This is a genomic window from Bradyrhizobium jicamae, from assembly GCF_001440395.1.
GTDB lineage: Bacteria > Pseudomonadota > Alphaproteobacteria > Rhizobiales > Xanthobacteraceae > Bradyrhizobium > Bradyrhizobium jicamae.
Genome location: NZ_LLXZ01000113.1, coordinates 44,119 through 65,298 on the forward strand (window position 1 = coordinate 44,119; position 21,180 = coordinate 65,298).

General features: G+C 57.1%; 14 protein-coding genes and 1 pseudogene. 9 read left to right on the forward strand and 6 right to left on the reverse strand.

Annotation, left to right across the window (positions count from 1 at the left end; genetic code table 11):
* Positions 1 to 208 precede the first annotated feature (208 nt).
* Positions 209 to 1,294 carry a GDP-mannose 4,6-dehydratase gene (gmd, locus tag CQ12_RS18315; protein WP_057836703.1) on the forward strand — a complete coding sequence of 362 codons (1,086 nt, stop codon included), beginning with the start codon at positions 209 to 211 and terminating at the stop codon, positions 1,292 to 1,294.
* A complete protein-coding gene (locus CQ12_RS18320; protein WP_057836704.1) occupies positions 1,275 to 2,228 on the forward strand; it encodes a GDP-L-fucose synthase family protein in 954 nt (317 codons plus the stop codon). The genes gmd and CQ12_RS18320 overlap by 20 nt, the downstream gene beginning before the upstream one ends.
* Positions 2,229 to 2,391: 163 nt before the next feature.
* Here the strand turns inward: CQ12_RS18320 and queD are convergent, their stop codons facing one another.
* From queD to CQ12_RS46425, 3 genes and pseudogenes are all read right to left on the reverse strand, one after another.
* The gene (gene queD / locus CQ12_RS18325) at positions 2,392 to 2,748 is read right to left on the reverse strand and encodes a 6-carboxytetrahydropterin synthase QueD (protein ID WP_057836705.1); all 357 of its coding nucleotides are present in this window, start codon (positions 2,746 to 2,748) and stop codon (positions 2,392 to 2,394) included.
* Positions 2,749 to 3,110: 362 nt separating this feature from the next.
* Positions 3,111 to 4,424, reverse strand: a complete 1,314-nt coding sequence (locus CQ12_RS18330; RefSeq protein WP_063799769.1) for an LLM class flavin-dependent oxidoreductase — start codon at positions 4,422 to 4,424, stop codon at positions 3,111 to 3,113.
* Between the two features lie 344 nt (positions 4,425 to 4,768).
* Positions 4,769 to 5,168, reverse strand: a pseudogene (locus tag CQ12_RS46425) (SOS response-associated peptidase).
* 184 nt (positions 5,169 to 5,352) lie between these two features.
* Between CQ12_RS46425 and CQ12_RS18345 the strand changes: the two are divergent.
* The 4 genes from CQ12_RS18345 (at position 5,353) to cas7e (ending at position 10,669) form a co-directional block, all read left to right on the forward strand.
* A complete protein-coding gene (locus CQ12_RS18345; protein WP_057836708.1) occupies positions 5,353 to 5,739 on the forward strand; it encodes a hypothetical protein in 387 nt (128 codons plus the stop codon).
* A gap of 1,129 nt (positions 5,740 to 6,868) precedes the next feature.
* Complete coding sequence (locus CQ12_RS18350; protein WP_057836709.1) at positions 6,869 to 7,618, forward strand: P-loop NTPase family protein; 750 nt, start codon at positions 6,869 to 6,871, stop codon at positions 7,616 to 7,618.
* A 61-nt stretch (positions 7,619 to 7,679) separates the two neighbouring features.
* Positions 7,680 to 8,369, forward strand: coding sequence for a hypothetical protein (locus CQ12_RS18355; RefSeq protein ID WP_057836710.1), 690 nt, complete (start codon positions 7,680 to 7,682; stop codon positions 8,367 to 8,369).
* A gap of 1,178 nt (positions 8,370 to 9,547) precedes the next feature.
* On the forward strand, positions 9,548 to 10,669 hold the full coding sequence (gene cas7e / locus CQ12_RS18365; RefSeq protein ID WP_057836712.1) for a type I-E CRISPR-associated protein Cas7/Cse4/CasC: 1,122 nt from the start codon (positions 9,548 to 9,550) through the stop codon (positions 10,667 to 10,669).
* Positions 10,670 to 11,341: 672 nt separating this feature from the next.
* Here cas7e and CQ12_RS47720 read toward each other — a convergent pair.
* Positions 11,342 to 11,761 (reverse strand): DUF7694 domain-containing protein, encoded by a 420-nt coding sequence (locus CQ12_RS47720; protein WP_157088304.1) that lies wholly within the window; start codon positions 11,759 to 11,761, stop codon positions 11,342 to 11,344.
* Positions 11,758 to 12,129: a hypothetical protein gene (locus CQ12_RS18370; RefSeq protein ID WP_157088305.1), complete on the reverse strand. Its 372-nt coding sequence runs from the start codon at positions 12,127 to 12,129 to the stop codon at positions 11,758 to 11,760. The genes CQ12_RS47720 and CQ12_RS18370 overlap by 4 nt, the downstream gene beginning before the upstream one ends.
* A 1,780-nt stretch (positions 12,130 to 13,909) precedes the next feature.
* Between CQ12_RS18370 and CQ12_RS43910 the strand changes: the two genes are divergently transcribed.
* Together CQ12_RS43910 and CQ12_RS47265 are read left to right on the forward strand one after the other, a co-directional pair.
* Positions 13,910 to 14,224, forward strand: a complete 315-nt coding sequence (locus CQ12_RS43910) for a hypothetical protein (protein WP_157088306.1) — start codon at positions 13,910 to 13,912, stop codon at positions 14,222 to 14,224.
* A 3,723-nt stretch (positions 14,225 to 17,947) separates the two neighbouring features.
* Positions 17,948 to 18,070 carry a hypothetical protein gene (locus tag CQ12_RS47265; protein ID WP_283807387.1) on the forward strand — a complete coding sequence of 41 codons (123 nt, stop codon included), beginning with the start codon at positions 17,948 to 17,950 and terminating at the stop codon, positions 18,068 to 18,070.
* Between the two features lie 338 nt (positions 18,071 to 18,408).
* Here the strand turns inward: CQ12_RS47265 and CQ12_RS18380 are convergent, their stop codons facing one another.
* Positions 18,409 to 18,888, reverse strand: a complete 480-nt coding sequence (locus tag CQ12_RS18380; protein ID WP_157088307.1) for a hypothetical protein — start codon at positions 18,886 to 18,888, stop codon at positions 18,409 to 18,411.
* A 228-nt stretch (positions 18,889 to 19,116) separates the two neighbouring features.
* Between CQ12_RS18380 and CQ12_RS18385 the strand changes: the two genes are divergently transcribed.
* Positions 19,117 to 20,517 carry a clostripain-related cysteine peptidase gene (locus CQ12_RS18385; protein ID WP_057836716.1) on the forward strand — a complete coding sequence of 467 codons (1,401 nt, stop codon included), beginning with the start codon at positions 19,117 to 19,119 and terminating at the stop codon, positions 20,515 to 20,517.
* Positions 20,518 to 21,180 lie beyond the last annotated feature (663 nt).

A 21,180-nucleotide genomic window follows, 5' to 3' on the forward strand; every position in this document is an offset into this window, starting at 1 on the left:
CCCGACCCGCGTTTGTTATCCCCATTCTCAATAATTGGTAAAATCGATTGTTTTGATAGAACCCATCCACACGATGGATCAATTCAGAAGGGCTTTGAAACCTTTTCGTCGCGCCTTCCGCTGCAGCTTCGTGAATCGACTTTGGGGGTTAGACTTCGCGCGGGCCGAATGCTAAGGGCGGCGATCCCACCACGCGACTGGAGACAAGATGCAGGCTCAGGATGCGAAGAGGCGCGTGGCGCTGCTAACCGGCGTAACCGGGCAGGACGGCGCCTACCTTGCCGAATATCTGCTAGGTCTAGGCTACACAGTGCATGGCATCAAACGGCGCTCGTCCTCGTTCAATACAGCGCGGGTTGATCATCTCTATCAGGATCCCCATGTCGGCAATGTGCCGTTCCTCATGCACTATGGCGACATGACGGATTCAACCAATTTGATCCGCCTGATGCAGCAGATCCGTCCGACCGAGATTTATAATCTCGCCGCCCAAAGCCATGTCGGGGTCAGCTTCGAGAGCCCGGAATATACCGCCAATGCCGATGCGCTTGGCGTGCTGCGCCTGCTCGAGGCGATCCGGATTCTCGGCATGGAAAAGGAGACGAGGTTCTACCAGGCCTCGACCTCGGAGCTTTATGGCCTGGTCCAGGAGATCCCGCAAAAGGAGACCACCCCGTTCTATCCGCGCTCCCCTTACGGCGTTGCAAAACTGTACGGCTACTGGATTACGGTGAACTATCGCGAAGCTTACGGCATGTTCGCCTGCAACGGCATCCTGTTCAACCATGAGAGCCCGATCCGCGGCGAGACCTTCGTGACCCGCAAGATCACGCGCGGCGTTGCCCGTATCGAGGTTGGGCTGGAGGATACGCTTTATCTCGGCAATCTCGAGGCCAAGCGCGACTGGGGCCATGCGAAGGACTACGTCGAGGGCATGCACGCGATCCTGCAGGCCGATACGCCCGATGACTTCGTGCTGGCGACCGGGGAGACGCGCTCGGTGCGCGAACTCGTCGAACTCGCCTTTGGCGAGGTGGGCCGCCGTATCGAATGGCATGGGAGCGCGGTCGAGGAAATTGGCGTTGATGCGAAGAGCGGCAGAACGGTCGTGCGCATCGACCCCACCTATTTCCGCCCGACCGAGGTCGACATCCTGATCGGCAATGCCAGCAAGGCGCGGCAAAAGCTCGGCTGGAAGCCGAAGCGGAGCTTTTCCCAGCTGGTGAAGGAGATGGTGGCGAGCGATCTTGCGATCGCCAGGCGGGAGGAGGTCGATGGCAAGGACGCCGTTTGAGCTAAAAGGCAAAACCGTCTTCGTGGCCGGCCACCGCGGCATGGTTGGCTCGGCGCTGACGCGTCGTCTCGCCCAGGAGGACGTCACGCTGTTGACCGCTCGCGGCGAGCTCGACCTGCGCGACCAGGCGGCGGTATTCGCCTGGTTTGCGAAGGAGACCCCGCAGGTGGTGTTTCTGGCAGCCGCGAAGGTCGGTGGCATCGCGGCCAATAACACGCTGCGCGCCGAGTTCATCTACGACAACCTCGCCATTGCGGCGAACGTCATCCATGCGGCCTATCTGAACAAGGTCGAGAAGCTGATGTTTCTCGGCTCGTCCTGCATCTATCCGAAACTCGCGCCACAGCCGCTGCGCGAGGAGTATATGCTCACCGGGCCGCTGGAAGCCACCAACGAACCCTATGCGATCGCAAAGATCGCCGGGATCAAGATGGCCGATGCCTATCGGAGCCAATACGGATGCGACTTCATCAGCGTGATGCCAACCAATCTGTACGGCCCGGGCGACAATTATCACCTCGAATACAGCCACGTAGTCGCCGCCCTGATCCGCCGCTTCCACGAGGCAAAACTGTCCGGTGCGACGAATGTGTTGGTCTGGGGCACCGGCGCACCGCGTCGCGAATTCCTCTATGTCGATGACATGGCGGATGCCTGCGTGCATCTGATGAAAGTCTATTCCGACAGCGCGATGGTAAATATTGGTCTTGGGGAGGACATCTCGATTGCGGAGTTCGCGCGGATGGTCGCGAGCGTCGTCGGCTACACCGGAGCGATCAGCTATGACACCTCGTGCGCTGACGGGACACCGCGCAAGCTGCTCGATGTCAGCCGCCTCACTGCGCTTGGCTGGCGCGCCCGCACCTCGCTGGAAGAGGGACTCGCGCTGGCCTATCGCGCGTATCTCGACGAGAGCAAGCAGGCGGCGGAGTAGCTCACTGTCGTCCCGGCCAATCGAGCCCGATATGGGCGCCGCTGCCCGTAAACTGATCCTTTTTTTGTGGGGCCAGCATGAATACGATTTTCATTGCGACCTCGCCTGCCATGTTTAGGAGGCGTCCCCCGAGCGACTACGACGCGAAAGCCGGGACTTTCTATCATCGTCCATCATATTCAGCCCAACAATCAGAGGTTTCGTAGACGCGAACGGACGACATTTGATGAAGCTTGCGCTTCAATCTTTCCCAGATCCAAACGACAATGTTTTCGGCCGTAGGGTTCTCTAATCCCTCGACTTCGTTTAGGCATCGATGATCTAGTGCCTTTATGATTCCGAGAAAGGCCTCCTCTAAGTCAGAAAAGTCTACGACGAACCCGGTGACCGGATCCAAGCGCCCATCGAGTTGCACCTCAACCCTATAGGAATGCCCGTGCACGCGGCTGCACTTGTGTGTGGGCGGCAGATTCGGGAGCCTGTGCGCCGCCTCGAACTTGAACGCTTGCGATATTTTCATCGAATTTCCGATGCTTAGGTTGCAATGGTTAGCTGCCACTTCGGATGACTGAGTATTCGAAGGACGTATTCCTATTCTAATCTTGCATCTGCAAGTACCTCGCTTTCGCACGACGAGGCGCGCGCCCAGCGATATGCCCGCGGCTACGCGCAGCTACATTGCTGCTGAGTGCTGCTGCGCCTTCGCCCGACCGCGATAATGGCACGACCAGCAGCCTCGGCTATCGGTCACAAGGCTGAGTATTCCAAGCGCGCCTTCGCGCGCGAAAGCTTTGGCGATCGCGCGGCCAATTCCTCGGCCGTCGCCGGCAACGAACGCTGCACGCCCATGAACTCGGCCGTGTTCCATCGTAGCCTCCCCTGTCAGTCGATCTTGGCCGACTTGGCGAACGTCTCGCGTGAAGCCATCGGAATTGCGCCTCCACGGGTGAGATCCGCGTAGGCGCCACCCACCGAGGCGTAGTCCTTACTTGTGCAACGCTCGAGCGCAATCCCGATCGCCTCGATGGTCGGGATGTCTGGCTCGCTCAGCTCGGGCATCGAGACCTTGCGGGCAAGTGCCGCCTCTACGTAAGGTGCCAGCTCTTCTTCTTTACGTTTGACGCGTTCGTCTTCACGTTCCTTGAGTGCAGGCATGACCTCCTTGGCGAAGAGCTCGAGTGCCTCGCAGATATGTTCGTGTTTATTCATGCCGCACTGCTGGATGAAGATCATCTGGTCGATACCGACATCGGCATACCCCATGAGATGCTCGCAAACACTCTGAGGCCGTCCTATGCTGCCCGAACCTGGCGTCTTCTTCATGTCGTCCTTGATCGCTTGAAAGCGCCGCCACAAATTCGTACGCCCAGGACGGTGTTCGCCATACACTGCGTAATGCGCGATCGAATAGCCGAAGAACTTAAAACCATCGAGCGCTCGTCGCATGGCTTCTTCGGCGTTCTCATGAACCATCATACCGTTGAGCGTAGCGATGTTGGCGTTCACCGAATGGCCTATGGGCACGCACTCATCGGACTTAATAATCTGATAATACTCGTCGCGCCAGACTTTCGCTTGGGACGCTTCCACAAAGCCAAAAACCAGAGCCCCTACCCCGTGACGCGCAGCACGCAAAATGCTGTCGCGCCGGGAACACGCCATCCAGATCGGTGGATGAGGCTTCTGGCTCGGCTTTGGCACGACGTTGCGGGTCGGCATTTTGAAGAATTTCCCCTCGTACCCCGGATACGGCCGCATCGTCATCATGTTGGCGGTCTGCTCGACGCCTTCCCGCCACATGGCACTCTTCTGTTCAGGCTCGATCCCAAAGCCATACATCTCGATTAGCGACGCGGATTCTCCGGTCCCCCAGTCGACGCGGCCCCCAGAGATCACATCGAGCGTCGCGAGGCGCTCAGCGACGCGCGTCGGATGGTTGTAGTTCGGCGGGGAAAGACAAACGCCGTGACCAATGCGGATATTCTTTGTACGCTGGGAAACGGCACCCAGAAACACCTCGGGTGCCGAGGAGTGGGAGTATTCCTCCAGGAAATGATGCTCGACCTCCCACATGTGGTCAAACCCAAGACGATCGGCGAGTTCGATTTGCTCCAGCGCATCACTGAACAATTTTCGCTCGCTACCGTCTTCCCAAGGCCGCGGCAACTGGTGTTCATAAAACAGTCCGAGCTTCATCCGTGTTCCTCTGGGGCTCTACGTCCATACACCGCCTCATATATTCGGCGAGTTGCAGCATCAGGGAACATTGGCTGGGCACCATGTATTCCGTACTCTCGCCTCGTTTCACAATCATGAGCAATCGGCGTGCCACAAGGAGGCTTCTCTCAAGAGACGTAAAAACCATGTGCTTCGCGTCGCGCCGGCGGAACACTCGCGCCTTCGTGTCGAGCTCCGAACGTAGACGTCCTCAAATGGACACGGCTTAATACGACACACAAAGCGTCGAATGACCTCTCGCACCGACATCCAACGTCTACTTGCGAATGATATTTCCAAGCCGACCTCACGACAGAGGCTGATCAGGATCGGAGTGTTAGACTACTAGTCTTTGGCCCGATCGTATTGAGGTCTTTCTCGCCGACCTGGTTCACCGCCCGATTCACGACGCGCACAACGAATGCCTCGGGTGGCAGCGGATCGGCATCGTCCAGGGAGGTGTCAGGATCCAGCCAGTTCTCCGGATCGTCCACCACGACCGGCATGCGGTCATGGTACGGCGCGACCAATTCATTGGGCACGTCAGTAGGGATCGCAAACGACGGGACAGTCGCCTTTGACTTCGGACCAATCCCAAATTCCGGCGAACATGAGCGGCTTGCCGTCGTTGCGTGCGAACAAACATGGCTGTTTTGCGCCGTCTTCTTCCCGCCATTCATAAACGCCTTCGGCGGGAATGATGCAGTGCCGGTTCGCGAGCATCGACTTGAACGATGCGCGCTTGCATGCTCACGTTGTATGCCGTCGTGAGGTCCGTCCTTGCAATTGAAGCTACCAAAAGAGGTAGGTATCACACATTGGAGATCGTGTTACCCTCTGAAGGTTCATGGGAGCTGAGCCGCGAAACCAATCACAACTTTACAGTCCTTCAGAGAGGAAACCTCCAATGGCATCGAGTGTATCCGAAGACGAGAAACGCCGTACACAACAAGGGCCGCAAGTGGCCCAGGCATCGGCCGCTGTGCTCGGCGGCGCCGCCGAGCACACTAAAGAGTCGACGCCAGCCGCGCGCGGCTCATTTGTGTTTCCAGAATGGCAGAAGTCGATCGAAGCAACGACAAACCTCTTCGCGGCGGCTTTGAAAGACGGATTGAGATTGACTGCTTCCTTTTTGCACGATCAGGCCAATTTTCTGAAAGTCATTGCCGAGGTCAAAACTCCCTCCGAGTTGCTGAAAAGCTATCTGGACTTGGCAGAACGATCCTGGTCGAGATCGTTCAGTGAGGGCTCGAAGTTGTTGGATAATCTCAAGATACAACAACATCAGCGGTGAGCAGTCGGATCGATTGATATAAGTGAAGAGCTTGGGGCGGTCGCCTAATACTTCCCCAAGATCGTCCGATTGCCAGTTCTGAAGGCAATGCGCCTTCGGTAGAAGCGAAGCAATTTCGAGCGGCCAGCGGTCAGCTCATTGCCGCCGTTTGCTGAAAACGGACGCGGTGAAGGCAGCAAGGCTGGCTAGGTATAGGGACCAGACGGCTGAGGTGGCCGCTAAATCCCGAGGCGGCTATCGGTCAGTTCCGCCTGCCACTTCGTACGCCTTTCCACTTTCTGGTCATGCCCGCGACGAGCCATCACGTCTGAGCACTTTTCCGACGCAACTCTCAATCCGCTGATACATCCAGGCCGCATTACACACCAGTACACGCGCACCTCACGACGTACGCCTTGTCGGTTGCTCGACACGACAAATCGTGCTCGACCATCAGAGATGCAAGCTCGTGTGACCGCAACGACGAGATTTGCGTGACGCGCATTTACCTTCGTGACTCGCCCGCTTTTGACCTGCTATTGCGCTGAATGCCTCAGCGCACTGGCAGCCGCCCCCTGTTGAAAATCGCGAGCCTCACGAGCCCTGGAGCGTAAACTCGCGGCTGCATTTCTTTCTCCTCGCTTACACTCTCCGGCTCCATCAAACGTTACGTCTCGGCACAGGCTGTACCTGGATGATCAGTCATCAACCCGCATTGGCAAGTCATGCTGCTCGAATCTGATTTTCCAATGAGCCATAGACGCTTGCGTCGTATAGCTATGGTCTTCGTTTTGCTAGGCTACAACCTGACGCTAGGTAAGATTCAAGTCACTTAATTTCCCATCCACATTCGCAACGGCGATGTACAACTGATGGCGATCGCTATGGTCATCACCGAACGCGGTCAGCGCCGAACTGCTCTTCCGGATTATTGCAAACCTGTCGTGGAGCACCGCCAGTAGCAACTGGTCATGCATAGTCATTTCGCCATACGTCCTGATGGAGATGTTAAGAATGTCCCCACCAATCGCGTTGGTAACGTCTCAAGAATCCGATTGTCCCTTCTTCTGCCATGTTTGTCTCGAAAGCAGGGTTCGCGACTTACTGATCGCGCGTCGCGATCGGGGTTAGCGTGTGCGAAGGAAATTTCATGGTAAAGCCGGTTGTGATTGTAGTAGGCGCGGACAAGGGCGGGGTCGGCAAGACGACAGTATCTCGGACTCTTCTCGACTACTTCAGCGCCAACAACGTGCAGACTCGTGCATTCGACACAGAATCACCGCGCGGGACGCTCAAGCGCTTCCACCCTGAGATCACCGAGATCGTCGACATGACGACGACTGCGGACCAGATGAAGATATTCGACACGCTGAACTCAGGGGTATCCGTCACTGTGATCGACGTCCGCGCAGGCTTGCTGTCGCGCGCGCTGGCATCGCTCCGCGACATTGGATTCTTGGATGACGCGCGGTCCGGCCAAACCACTTTTGCCGTGTTCCATATTCTGGGGTCCTCGATTGCGTCGCTGGACGAGATTGCCGAGACCTCGAGTTTCATGAGCGGTGCGAAATACTTCCTGGTGAAGAACTTCATCAACGACACCCAGTTCTTCCAGTGGGACCAGTCGACCTACAACTCCTATTTCCACCGCATCAAGCACGCCACCGAGCTGACCATCCCGAAGCTGAACGAAATGGCCTACGAGCAGGTCGAGGTCGCTTCCGTCCCGTTCCTCAATTTCGTCGCCAACAAGGGCCAACACGATGACGCCACGAACTACTCGTTCGTGCTGCGCGGCTATGTCCGGCACTGGCTGGCCAACGTCTGGAACGAATACGACCGTATCCAGCTGACAGACTTGGTCGGCGCCAAGTCAGTGACGCGCAGCGGCGAAAAATAGCCGCTCGTTCGCTCATATGCAAAGCTGGATTATGCACATAACTCGCCTGGTATAACTGGCGATGTCGGCCACGCCCGTCTACATCATCTGCTCTCCCCGCCCGCAGGTCGGCAGAACCCTGATCGCGCGGCTGTTGAGCGAGTTTTTGCTCTTGAAACACGGTACGGTGCTCTCCTTCGATATCAACCTGAAGGAGCCGTCGCTGCTCGATTATCTGCCCAACATCACCGAGACCGCAGACGTGATCGACACCTACGGCAAGATGCGGCTGATGGACCCGCTGATCCTCAATGACGGGTTGGCCAAGGTGATCGATCTTGGCTTCCATGCCTTCGACGAGTTCTTCAAAATGTGCGAGGAGATCGGCTTCATGAAGGAGGCGCTGCGCCGCCGCGTCGCGCCGGTCATCCTTTACGTCGCCGACACCGACCGCGTCTCCGCGCGCAGCTATGAGATGCTGCGGCGGCAGATTCCGCCGCGGGCGCTAATCACCGTCCACAATGAATTCGTGCTGCCACGCGAATTGCCGGAAGCGATGGACCGCGGCCGCGTGCTCCGTTTCGCCGCGCTGCCGGTCTTTCTGAAGATGTATATCAACCGACCGAGTTTCTCCTTCACCGGCTATCTGCGCCAGGAGAAAGATTCGTCCAGCGAGCTGCATCAGTGGATCTGGCACAACTACACCATCTTCCGCGATCTCGAATTGAGTGTAATGCAGCAGCGGTCGTCTTGGACCGGAGCTCACATGTAAACGGTCCCGTGGCGTAAGAGTGCTCCTTGAGGTTTGGTCGGATCGCTTACATCCGTGGTTCCTGCCTATGGGTGCGGTGGTTAGCCACCGGCCATGATGGTTTCGGCGATGCGAGCCGTGCGACCTGTAATCGGCCGATGAGCCCACGAGTCTGCTCCCACATCTACTTGCTTTTTGTAACTGCGGTTGCAACAGGGCAGCCCATTTTGAACGTGGAAACTACCCCTTGCTGAGTCTCGGCGGCCCGTGAGCGTGAACGCACCTGGGTGATTGCGGTCGAGTACGTCGAACTCGTTCCGCCTTGCGTGATCAGCCGCGTTGCAGCTGTCGCGCATCACAACTTTTCCATCGATTTTCGATCTAGACGAGAATACGGAATTGTTCAGAGCCGTGAGCTTGTTTGGCTTGCGCCAGGGTCTGAGGAAAAGCGGTGCTCTCCCTGCAACTTTTGCATCATCCTTGCTCCTAAAGCTTGGATGTTTGGACATATTAATGAGATGAGTTCTCGAAGGGGCTTGAATCGCACGTAGCGTCAGATTGTACGCTTTCGAAACACGAGACGAACTGCCCGCGACAGTCAAGCAATGCGGCAATAGACTCGACAAACAATTTCTGCAGCTTAGCGGTGCTGCAAAGTTGTGCCATTTCTCCATAATCCTCCTGATCCTTGTGCTTCATGTCTCTGAACTGTCTAGAAGAACCGATTTTCACGGCGACGCCCCGTACAGGACAAGCGAATTTCTCGCTCTCGGCGCTCTACTCCGCGTTGGTCAGGACTCATGTCGAGAACATGCTCCGTCGATTAGCGGCGATCACAGCCATCATGGCACTGCGGGCGGATGGCCTGAGGTCCTGGGGCCTCGGACGGGCTATGGACGATACAGGCGCGAGCGAGTTGCGCTTGTCAATGTTTCTCGCCGCGCGAGGGGCTTCATTCTGGGATGTTTGCGCGCCGCCTCACTCGTGATGCCGAAGCGTTTCCTTATCTAAACTTCTGGCGACCCCTTCTAATGGAACTCTTGCTAATTGTGCTAACGAGACCGGCTCGGTGCGGACCGCCCGACGTGCAATTTCTGGTTGTTCGCATGGGTTTGCTCGAAAAATGAGTAGGAGGTCGCAAACAAGGTGAGCAATTACACCAACGAACAACACAACGCCCGGACCATAGAAGTTTTGTCATGCTCGCGCCCCGTTTCCTGCAAATTCACTGGCTCACATCTTATCCAGCAACGCTGCTCAACCGGGACGATAGCGGTTTGGCTAAACGGGTGCCATTCGGCGATGCAATTCGCACGCGTGTGTCCTCGCAGTGTCTGAAGCGGCATTGGAGAACCGTAGACGACGAATGGGCGTTGCGGCCTAGCGGACCAGAAATGGCTGTTCGTTCACGCGAGACGACGGAGCAACGCATTCTTCCCGCTATGCAACAGGCCGGTGCCGGAACTCTGGAGGTGATCACAGCAACGGTCACTGCGATAGCCGAACAGCTGTATGGCGACAAGGCTTCTGAGCGATCAAAACGCCTGGCCCTACTGCTTGGTGAACCCGAGATTAGATACCTTTCTGGTAAAGCAATTGAGATTGGCAAAGCCGCTAACGACTCGGCAAACGTGGTGAAAAAATTACTCAGGAAAGAAAAGAGTAATCTGGCTGCGCTTCGCCAGCGATGTGTTCTTGAAGCAGCGCTTGAGGCGGCGCTCTTCGGTCGCGTGGTCACATCCGACCCCGAAGCTATCGCAGATGCCGCGATTCACGTCGCGCACGCTTTCACCGTCCATGGTGCGGCATCCGAGACTGACAAGGTGGTCGACGATCTGACGCGTGAAGCCGGGGAAGCTGGAACAGCTGACCTTTTTGATACAGAGCTGACCGCGGGGCTATTCTATGGCTACGTGGTTGTCGACATCCCTCTACTTATCTCGAATGTCGGAGATGAAGCTGGGATCGGCGGCAGAGTGGTCGAACATCTAATTCACCTAATTGCCAAGGTCTCGTCCGGGGCCACAAAGGGCTCCACAGCTCCTTACAGTTACGCCGAGATGATGCTGGTTGAGGCCGGCCATCGGCAACCGCGCACACTGGCAAATGCGTTTCGCCAGCCTGTGAAGGCACTGTCGAGCGCGGCGGTAGCTGCGCTGTCCAATCACATGAAGAGGGTCGACCGAACTTATGGATTACATGAGACCAGGCAGCACCTCTCGATTGACGGGGCCGCGTTGTCGGGATCAACCCTCGTTTCGCTGAACGATCTTGCCGCATTCGCGCGCGGGATCGTCGCTGCCGCGCGAGCGAGGGCTTGAGTCTTATGCCGGCGTTTCTCATTCTTCGGTTGGCGGCGCTGATGTCGTCGGCTGCGAGGCGATTGACGCAAACGGGCCGACACGGACTTTCCAGATGCCTCGATGTTGACTGACCTTTCGGCAATGCGCTGGGCCATTCCCGCAACGAAGGGACCGGCTAACCTTTGCTGCGCGTATCGACCGGGTCGGCCATGACTTGCGCGATTTTATGAACAGATGAGGGCTGGACAACCCCAGACAAACCAGGGGGAGGCACCCGCGGTGAGAGAACCTACTATAGCCCGCATCCGCTTTCGCCATTACCGCGCCGATGCGGCGCTGACACTCGTGGCGCGCCGCGCCCGTACCGGACGTGGCCAGAGCCCGACTAAGTCGAGGCTTTTGCCAGATCTAGGTTGTGTGTTGCGAGAGCTTTCGTCGATCCGGGGGAGATAGGGTCCTGCATCAATGTATAGGTGCGGACCCGTCCCGCCACGCTTTGAGAACGCTTGCTTGACGATACCTGCTTCGCCTTCTGGCTGTCATCAACTCACGCTGTGCGCGTGTCCAGCGATGGACCCAGTCCGCCAAGGTTTGGCCGAACCTTCAGAAGATGCCCTGCGAAATAGAACAGATCGTTTTCACGGCTCTCGGCGTGATCCAACGGCCTGAATGCCCCGCTGATCCAGCCCGTCACGATAGCGCCCCGATCCGCGCGAACAACATCGCTGCTTCGGATGGTCCAAGTCCAACAACGCCTACGAAGCTTGCCGGTGGCATCGGAATCTCCTGGTTGGTCGGTTTCCAGAGATGGAGACAATACCGGCTGTTATTCACGTATTGCGAATGAGGCGGATGCAGTTGCATCACACATTCCTCTTCATCCCAAAATAGGTCTTTGACGAAGCACATCTCTTCCCAATTCGGACAACGCCGCGGCGTCGAGACGGAGACATGCTCCCACCCTGGCCGGACAAATCCGATGATCTTGAGTTTACAGCCGCAAGGCCCTTGCACAAAGAAGAGACCGCGAGGACCCGAACCCGGCGGGCTGGCGGACTGGCCATGTCGTACGCGGCCGGTCTCGAGTTTTTCTCCTATTTGCGCTCTCACGCGCCCTCCTCCGCCTCGCCGACACTTTTGAAATCCACGTAGATCACGTTGTCCTCGGACTTCCTTATCGCCTTCAGCGAGGGCTGTTGCGCAATGTCCGAGTACCGTCCTTCGGCTTCCATTATCTTCTGGAGCTCGAGCAGCCCACTAAGCAAACCGTAGATGTAGATCATCTCCTCTTTCTCCGCTACCAATGCCTGTAGGCCCACGTGGCCAAGCGTCTGTTTCCGATGAGCAAGCTCAGCACTCCCACCGGCGGAACAGTCTTTCCATCTCCTTCTTTGCATCATTGAATGCGTCAGCTCCGCACGCATCTGCTCGATCTGGTCACGAAACGATTCCTCAGGCAGGGTTTTGGGTTTCAGCATCAGATTTTTCCCCTTTTTCTGGTTACGCGCGGCTTCGTCCCGCAGTTCCACAGCGGTCTACCTCGCGACGGCAAGGACTCGACTACCCCCACAGCTGCGCTCGAAGAGCTCCTCTTGCCGCCACTCGCGGCGGCTCAACTTGAGTGAAGCACCGCCCAGAGCAACGCGGCATGTCCCTCATCGATGGCCGCGAGCCTCGGATCCAGACGTCGCGTGCCAGATCCCCGGATCCCGAACGAAGCGCACCGACTCGGCGACAGCGGCCGGCAGATAACGCGCGCCGTTGAGCTAACGCAGCTGCGCATCGCGCATTTGCAAGGACCCATGGGTACAAGTTTAGCGTAGTGGCGGCGTGCTAGATCCTTTCACATCGTCAAAGCTTGCTCTGGATTTGCCATCTCAATGGTAATCGCATTGAGGATCTTTGCTCCGTAGTCTGCGTCATGGCTGATGAAGTGCTTGCGAAGCTCGGCGAGTGATGGGTCCGAAGGCCGCGATCATGCCGGTCCGATGCTGCGTCTCGATGTAGTACTGTTCATCCTTTGCCTTTCGCTGCTCGCCGAGCCTGAAACAGTGCCAATGCGTCATCTGTGTGGCGGGACTTTGAATTTGCGTTGAGAACCCGAATAGAGCTCGCACTCGGCGCTGCATCACCCGGCTGCGCCGCAGCTGTTGAACCGGCGGAAGAGAGTTTCGGATTCGGAGGTGCCCTCCGAAGTGCGCGGGTCGGTCGCAGTTTGAATATCATCCTTGAGGACGTTCTGCTTAAAGCGCGGAATTATTCGCATCACCTGTGGAACTTTGCCGAGGGGCGGCGCTTTGCGTTTTAGGGTAAAGCAAGTCTTGAGCGCCGTCCGAGATCATTCGCAAGGCGGACAAAAGGCGTTTAGCTTCAATGGAATCGCTAAGGCGTGGACCGCCAGTAGCGCCAGCGAGATGCGCCCGCTGGGCCGCACCCGTACGCGGGTCGGTCGCAGTTTTGAATATCATCCGTGAGGACGTTCTGCTTAAAGCGCCCTTAGCCAGCGCTCTCGACGAGTCGGCCACGACGCTGGGTGTCAATGGAGTTGGCCGCGATGCGCCCGGCACCCAAAGCATAACATCGCAAGCAGTCACAGTCTCCACAAAGGCGATTCCGTCGCTGAAAGGGGCACGACGTAGCGCGCCGCCAAGGAGAAGCTGCCTTAGGCGCGCTGGTGCCAAGGATTCGGCTCGGCAGCAGAATGCCAACCAATCCGCACGTTTTCGCGAGCGGCCAATGACTCGTTCTGATCTTGGCTTCTACTTGACGCTCAGTGTAACCCGCCATTTGGCGCAGAGATGTACACGAACATGTCAGGGCCTCCGCGCCGTATGGCGCTACGAAGCGATAGCCTTCTGAGCGGGTCGATCATTTCACAGCTCGTATGGCCAACCTCCTTCAAGAACATGAAGATCGAACGAACGTGTTTCTTCCGTCGATCTGACGGCGAGCCGGTGGCAAGGACGCTGAATTATCAGAGCGACGTCGATCCGCCGCAGGTGCCGACCGCTTGGCGGCAAGAGGTGATCGGAGCGATTTGCCTTCTATCTTGTGGTACGAGCCGTGTCCGGTTAGCGACGTCGATGTGGGGAACCTAACTACGGGAGCTACACCTTTTCGCCGGCGCCGCGGCAAACACCAATGTTGCTCTCTCTTCCAACGATGCTTACAGCACTTTCTCGTGCGGCACGCCAATTGCTAAGATAAAAACCACAGCAGCCAAGAGGCGGCGCGCTGCCCGCTGACCAGGAGTTCACAATGAGATTTGTCAATACGGCATTGAAGCTGGTCGCAACTGCACAACCGGCTGACATCGATGTCGCAGTCGCCTCCAACTTCTCCGAACTTACCAAGGAGACCGCCGCAACCATCAAGAACACCCGGTCGCGCGACAGCCTGAGCTTCGGCGCGAATTGCAATACGACCACATCACGCAGGCGCGCCATTTCAGATCTTCTCAGCCGACGATGCGCGACCAAAGATGCTCGTCATAGATGGATTCGCCGACGGGAAAGCATCTACACAATCGGAACGTTCGTCCTTTGGGAACAAAACTGCGGCACGGTAATTTAAGCGCAAGCTTGTCGATCTACCATCCCGCCGCGACACTTTATGGCTTAGGGGCGATGGAGACGGAGAGATCGCTCAGCGTTCATGAGGTCATGCGGCCGCGGTCGTCGAGGGCGCGATTGTCACGCGGGCCGATCAATTCGTCAGGCTTGGCTATTGCGAATTCTGCCTTGTCGCAATGTCCCAATTGGTCGCCTATGAGCCCACCTCGCGCTGCGATAATTCGATCCAATAAGATGCCGCAAGTCGAAGAGCGGCGCCGACAACGATGGCGCAGGGCTTCATCAATCTTCAGGAAGGGCCGAAGGCTCACGTGATCATCGAGCGCTACGGTTACGTGCTCGAGGACAGAACTGGATCGCACGGTTGGGCTGACGATCAGGGTCGTCGGCCTGACAATCGCGATCCTAGCGGCACCGGAACGCGTTCGCCTGGCTTAGTGATCTTAACTTTGCTGTGCTGTGACACAGCCCGAATCGACTAGTCAGGTACGCATGACGCACTTGCGCAAACCAAGACCACGTCTGACCGAAGGTGGTAAATCCGCTCGCGCATCGCGTCCTGATGCTTCGCAACCACCGAAAACATGGAATTTCTGGCCCGTTGTGCCGATCCTCCTCAGCGCGCTGCTCTGGGCCTGTATCTACTGGGTCGTCCGGGCGTTCTTATGAGCGAGATGGCGCCGGCAGCAGTCCGAAACTTGCCAGATCTGCACGACGCTCGTGCGTTTGCGGCGCTCATGAAGATGCCTGTGGCGGCCTGTGTGCCCTTTACCTGAAAGTATTGTTCTCCCAATCCGCTGATCTGGACGTTGGTCTCGATCGCACCGAACCGCAGCATACTGCTGGTCGAAACTGGCGGCGTGACCACCGCCACATAGCTGTGCTGGCTCAAGACGCGGGCGTCCGAAAGCGCGAGCTTGATCTTAGCCGAACGCGTATCCCCGAACAGCCGGCCGTAAATCACTTCCAGCGTGTTGGTGCCCAGATATTGACGTTAGCGAACAAGTTCTGAAGCGGATCGTTCAACTGCCGCCAGGAGTGCGCGAGCGCCGACGGCGGTGGAATCTGCTTGCTCCTTGCATCACTCCATCTGCTCATCGACGGAGCGACCTAGTCTGAACCCACAGCACAGCAGCCGCCAAGCAACGGGACAACGAATCAACAAAAAGAGCAGACTCGCGCGACGCCGTCGCCCAAGCGCCGGTCCCCCGATTACTCTGGTGCGCCCGGACTGCCCCTACGCTCCCGCAGCTTCACATGGGAGAATTTCGCAAATGGCACGCCGTGCTTAGAACTGTGACTTGAACCTCTAGTGTGATTCGCGCCATCAATCTATCCGATGCCGACCAGCAAGAATTAGCCCGACGCACCTTCTGGTGGAACAGAGATGCGTCGGGCCACAACCCGGCCTGGTTGGGGCATGGGGGCTGCACATGCCCAAGATCATCCTGCAAATGATGTGCCGCGAGAGTATGCGTCCAGCCGGCCGGCCGCAGAGCGACATTGCAGCACGATATAGTGCGCCCATTACCTAGCAAGTGACTGTCGGCCATCAAACAGCCCTGTCGAGCATCGATCATCGAACCGCCGAGCCAGATCGTTCTATTTTCAACTTCTCGCATCTCATGCGACTCGATGCTCGAGACCGCCAGGCATTCGCGCGGTCGCAGGTCGCCAGAATCGAGAGCGCCGCGTCGATTTCCGTGTCCAGTCGGCGCGGAAGTGGGGCAGCCAAGCATAATATCGTCCGTAGCGGGCGGCTCTATTCAATAGCCTTCAGCAGGCAATACGGCAAAAGCGCTGATCCGCAGTTAGGCCTCGCATCCAGAACACCCGGCGGCCCCTGATACGCTGTGGGCGTACTGGCGCGGAGGCACAAACATTCAGTTTCGCGCAGCTCGTGCATTGTAGTAAAGCGCGAGCTGGACGGGATGATCAGAGTGCCGGTTAGATTCTGCCAGGGCGCATGACTTCTCCGGCGCCTTCAGCGGATTGTCGATCCACTTGCATCGGACTGGATCGCCACGGGCGCTCGTCGCAACGCATGCAAACGAAAGTAGGACACGCTTCTTCTTGCTGCAATGCGGACAAAGCCCTCCGTGTTCAAAGATCGGCGCAATTGCATGCCCCTGTTCCGCATTTGGATTCACAACCGCGCTCGCGATGTACGGAGATTTAAGCCACGCTTTGCATCTTTGGGTCCTCAGGGGTTCTATCGGCAGCAGGCGCCGCGCACCTGCTGCAATCTGGATCGGAAACTCTCTGCTGACTGTCCCGGGAATTGCCGATGAGGTTCGAACTCGACTACAACGTTTCCATACTCTGGGAAATCATCCCCACCTTCGTATTCCAGAACTATAGAATGAGCTGATTCTTTTGCGCGCGCGGTAATGTCCCAACTCCCTCAATGCGAGTAGAAGTCGCGCCGCTATGTCGATCACCCAACAAACGGCCAAATACGGGCTAGACCAATTGATGCGGCTTAGCGTCCATCTCTCGTGCTGAAAAGCATGAAAAAGCCCGACGCACGCTGCCGGGTAAGAGGTGCGTCGGGCCGGTGGGGGTATCGGCACGGCCAGCAGATCGTGTCGCCCCCAACCACCTCTAGCAAACGACGTGCCGCTCGGAAGCTACCGATGATCAATAAACAATACAGCCTCTCAGTGATGAGGTGGCGGGTGTTCCTATCTGAAGGGACAGCGCGCGTCCGGGCAACCTAATCCGGACACAGTTCCGCTATCCGTCTCCCTCCCCGCTTGAGGTGCCACAGTGTCCTAAACGGCAATCACCAAACCTTCCTCTCCTACCGCTTCGGCGTTTCAAGATAACGGATGAGGTCGGTCGCCCGATGTCCGGGACTACAACGTCGATGACGAATTCCTTTGGACTAGCAAGCCGCCGACATGCGAGCAGATCGGCTGATAAGAACCAGCGGAGAGCTTCGCCGCTCCGAGCCCGAGCTACCTGGTATCAAGAATGACTGGACTCTGCATCCCGATCGTCCCTTAATATCAGCCATTCTTCTGCGCGCCGAGCTAGCCGATCATACTCCTCGGCGACCCTAATTAGCCTGTCTCTGGATTTGAGACAGTCGAGCGATTCCGCTTTGGTCCGCGTTGCTTCCGCCCGCTGTCGCCAATGTTTCGGACCGTACGATGGTTTTTTCAGCTTCATGTAGATGGACATGCAACCGCTGGGCCAAGAACATCCTGGCTCCGTATTAATACGCAGACGGCTACTTCGAGCGACCTCGCAATTCGACTGCACGTCGCGCAATTCCTTATGATCGCTCATTGAGAGTTGGAGATCCCGACCGCGCTCGCCAACAGTCGACCACGCAGCTTTCGCGACGCCGGCAATCACGAACAATCTCCCCCTGCCCGCGAGAGCGCCCGATGACACCTAGAACCGAAATCGCTTCCCTACGATGTGCTAGTGAGAAAAGCCGGGCTATCATGGAGGACTGCGATTGTTAGCGCTTTAGTCGTTGAGGGGGGCGGAGGCGCCGCTACGAGGGGGTCACACGATGAAGAAGAAGGGGGGCGGTCGTGCCGGTTTTATCAGAATGAGAGACTAGGAATTCGTCCCAACCGGCCGCCCGTACCGCTCGACCACGCCTTTTCTTCAAGACGGGCCCCATTTTCCTCTGCCGTCGCACTCTCGCTGCGTTGCGAACTCTTGAGTCGTCGACCTACCGCTTCAATCACGATGGCGACAGACGCTCATGCATAAGACGGCCAAGATGCTCTACTCCTACATCGCCAGATTGCTATTGGCGATCGGCTTTCCTGCCCTGCTGAAGCAGCCAACGCTGCTGATCATGACTGAACGACGATTATTTTCATGAATGCGAAGAATAATCTCGAGGTGGACTCCATCGCCACTTCCGGGCGTCAGCACCACAGCACAACTCATTCTAGTACCCAAGGAACACTACACGACGGATGGTCCGGCGACTTGAGAGTTTCCGTGAGAAACGGACAGAAGCTACTAGGGTGCACAGCTAGTCGAAGCGGGAGCGAACGCTGCGCTCGCCTTCGAATATCGCCATACGTACATCAACATGGAGACCTGGGCGCTCGACAAAGATCGAAACGATCGCCTATCATCCATCGAACGAGGCCTATTCCTGCAGGCCTTTTTAACGAACGCGTGCAACGTCTTATGTTCGACACTCGCACCTGTTCAGCGCCGCGATTGTGGTTCCGCAGAGCACCGCGTATAGCTTTCAAAAATGGGGGCGCAGCCGACATTGCGCGGGAGCCCGCGCGAGCCGATCGGCGGAGGCACCGTACACAGGTTCTTAATGTCCGCGCACATCATGACCGGGTCACAGATAGCGTCGTTGCAAGAGCAGCCGACGGAGCTGGTCTTGTCGCTGACTTCGCCGAACATCGGATTGGTGAGCACCGACCAGGCGGGCCAGAAGCCGAGATGCTCGATCGGGCGCTGAACCGTCATCTTCGTAACGCGCGACGGCACAGGCCGTCGGGGACGTGGATTGTCCTTGATGCCTCGCGTCAAGGCAGGCGTGGTGATCACCATTTCAGACACCGCCGCAAACATCAAGGCCAAGAGCACCGAGACCAGCCAAACTCGGGCAGCCGACCCGGAGGCGGACGGTTGCCGTGACGTGCAGTCATCAATCGCTTGGATACTTTTCATGGCGGCCAGCCGTTATCATAACCGGTTTCCGTTTTCCATTGGGATCAGCTTTTAAAGCGTGCTGATCAAGCGACTGCGATGTTTGTCACCCCAGAGGGGCTGTTTGAAACGTAACAATGACGTTGGGCTTGCAACAGCCCTCTGATGAGCCGTACGCGCACTATCTATTTCCAAACGCGCCCACTTCTTCTCTGACGCCGCGCTGGCACGGTCGTTGCAAACTCCTGGATGAGAGCCATCAACGCAGCCACAATCAACAAAGCGCATATGCCTGAGACCAAGACCCTGAAAAACTGCTTCTTCGCTCTATTATCGACGATCGGCTTCCTATTGGCCTGCCCTGCCGAGGCTGCCAAACCCATGGGTCATACTGCCGATTGGACGATAATGGTCTTTATGAATGCAAAGAATAATCTCGAGGCGGACGCTATCGCCAGTTTCCGTGACATCGCAAACGTCGGCACCACATCGAGGGTCAATCTAGTTGTCGAGATGGGCAGACCCACGCAACACTACACGAGCGAGGCGGAAGGGTGGTCTGGAGTTCTGAGATTTCTCGTGAAAAAAGGACAGAGGCCAGTTCCTTCTGCTGCAGTTGAAGACTTGCGGAACGCCACGGATGTGTCGGACTTGGCCGTTGCACTCAATGATTTCGTCAATTGGTCTGTTGATAGATATCCGGCTAAAAAGTACATGTTAGTAATCTGGAATCATGGTCATGGCTGGCGCTTCCAGATGGCGGCTGATGCCTCGATCAGGCAGATCGCAACAACCCGCCGCCTTAGTCACGCGAGCATCGATGCTTTGGCAGCTGCTTCGGAAAGCATCCCGCAGGTCGGGGGATATCGTGCCGTATCCTTTGACGAGGACACGAATTCTTTGTTGTGCATGAGCGATGTACAGCAGAGCGTCGAGGCGGCCTCTCAAAAATTGAAACGAAAACTGGACGTGATCGGCTTCGATGCGGGCCTGACATCGATGATCGAAACTGCCTACGCTTTCCGCAACTCCTCGACGCTTATGGTCGGAAGTGAGGAATTGGAGCCGGCCAAGGGCTGGGACTATACTAGGCCGTTCAAACTGCTGACCGCAAACCCAACCATGACGCCTCTCGAGCTCTCGAACCAACTCGTGGCCGCGTATCAGAACCGGTACGGTGATCTTCAGATGACCACGCTTTCTGTGATCGACTTGTCCAAAGTCGAAGCCGCTGCCACGGCTCTGAGCGCGTTCGCAGACGCGATCAGCAACGTACTAACATCGGAGCGCATAAGCATCGAGATAGCCCGATCACACTTAGTTCCCTATGGCGCAGGAATGGGACCTCTCACTTCGATCGATCTGCCGTCTTTCCTGGAACACTATATTGAGGCCACATCGAACCCAGATACGCGCGATTACGCGCAAACTGCACTCGATGCCACAAAGCGGATGGTGCTAACTAACTACGCTTCTGGATTTAGTTCGCGGAATACTGGCTCAAAGGGGGTTGCCATATATTTTCCTGCAAGCAAATACGACTTGGACACTGATTTTTATAGACAAGGATACGTAAAGCGAGACACTGACGTTATCGACTTTGTCGCGCACGAGCGATGGGCCGACTTTCTCGACTCCTATTTTCGATAGAGGAAAAGGGAGCGCCACATTTCGTTTGGAACGTTATCCGTCTTCTGGCAGCCAACGCTAACGGCAATGCCCTCCCCGCAAATGAACGGCCCCTAACCGTCTGCCGACGGAAGCTGCTGTGATGTATTGCAGCGTGGCTCCTCTCCGATTGATCGCCTCCCCGCGTCTGCCCACGGATCAATGCGGCTGTCAGGCCCTCTCTAAAATGAGGTGAGTGCGATTTCAGTGCCGGCTTAGGCTCTCTTTTTGATTTCTGTCATATGCTTCTGTACGTGTACGAGTTCGGACATATTCACACTTCGGTTTCTCGAAGGGGCTTGAATCGTCCGTGGCGTCAGATTGTACGATCTCAAAAGTGGGTGGCGACGGCCTTCCGGTCGCCCCCAGAATCGTCCTGACAGGTAATAAGAATTGCGAATGTCTCAAACGCTTAAGCTGACGCCACACAGGAAGTGCGAGGCGGACCCGTCAACGGTCCGCTTTGCCAAATGGATTGCAGCGTCAGGGGTCCACCGCGCGTGAGGGAACCTCCGGGGTTGATGGGGATTTCAGCGTGTCTCTGGCCGGCCATCGCAGCGCCACTCTAAGCCGCCGCGATGGTTCCAGGTGGTCCGTGGCCTGGATCTCATCGGTCGGCTGCTAGGTAACACGAACACTGATCCC

What these genes read in the sequence shown, in the direction of transcription:
- CQ12_RS18370 (WP_157088305.1), bottom strand. Translation starts at nt 12,129, where the DNA reads ATGCTGAAACCCAAAACCCTGCCTGAGGAATCGTTTCGTGACCAGATC.
- CQ12_RS18320 (WP_057836704.1), top strand. Translation starts at nt 1,275, where the DNA reads ATGGCAAGGACGCCGTTTGAGCTAAAAGGCAAAACCGTCTTCGTGGCC.
- CQ12_RS18345 (WP_057836708.1), top strand. Translation starts at nt 5,353, where the DNA reads ATGGCATCGAGTGTATCCGAAGACGAGAAACGCCGTACACAACAAGGG.
- queD (WP_057836705.1), bottom strand. Translation starts at nt 2,748, where the DNA reads ATGAAAATATCGCAAGCGTTCAAGTTCGAGGCGGCGCACAGGCTCCCG.
- CQ12_RS47265 (WP_283807387.1), top strand. Translation starts at nt 17,948, where the DNA reads ATGCATAAGACGGCCAAGATGCTCTACTCCTACATCGCCAGATTGCTA.
- CQ12_RS18385 (WP_057836716.1), top strand. Translation starts at nt 19,117, where the DNA reads ATGAGAGCCATCAACGCAGCCACAATCAACAAAGCGCATATGCCTGAG.
- CQ12_RS18380 (WP_157088307.1), bottom strand. Translation starts at nt 18,888, where the DNA reads ATGAAAAGTATCCAAGCGATTGATGACTGCACGTCACGGCAACCGTCC.
- CQ12_RS18350 (WP_057836709.1), top strand. Translation starts at nt 6,869, where the DNA reads ATGGTAAAGCCGGTTGTGATTGTAGTAGGCGCGGACAAGGGCGGGGTC.
- gmd (WP_057836703.1), top strand. Translation starts at nt 209, where the DNA reads ATGCAGGCTCAGGATGCGAAGAGGCGCGTGGCGCTGCTAACCGGCGTA.
- CQ12_RS43910 (WP_157088306.1), top strand. Translation starts at nt 13,910, where the DNA reads ATGAGATTTGTCAATACGGCATTGAAGCTGGTCGCAACTGCACAACCG.
- cas7e (WP_057836712.1), top strand. Translation starts at nt 9,548, where the DNA reads ATGCTCGCGCCCCGTTTCCTGCAAATTCACTGGCTCACATCTTATCCA.
- CQ12_RS18330 (WP_063799769.1), bottom strand. Translation starts at nt 4,424, where the DNA reads ATGAAGCTCGGACTGTTTTATGAACACCAGTTGCCGCGGCCTTGGGAA.
- CQ12_RS18355 (WP_057836710.1), top strand. Translation starts at nt 7,680, where the DNA reads ATGTCGGCCACGCCCGTCTACATCATCTGCTCTCCCCGCCCGCAGGTC.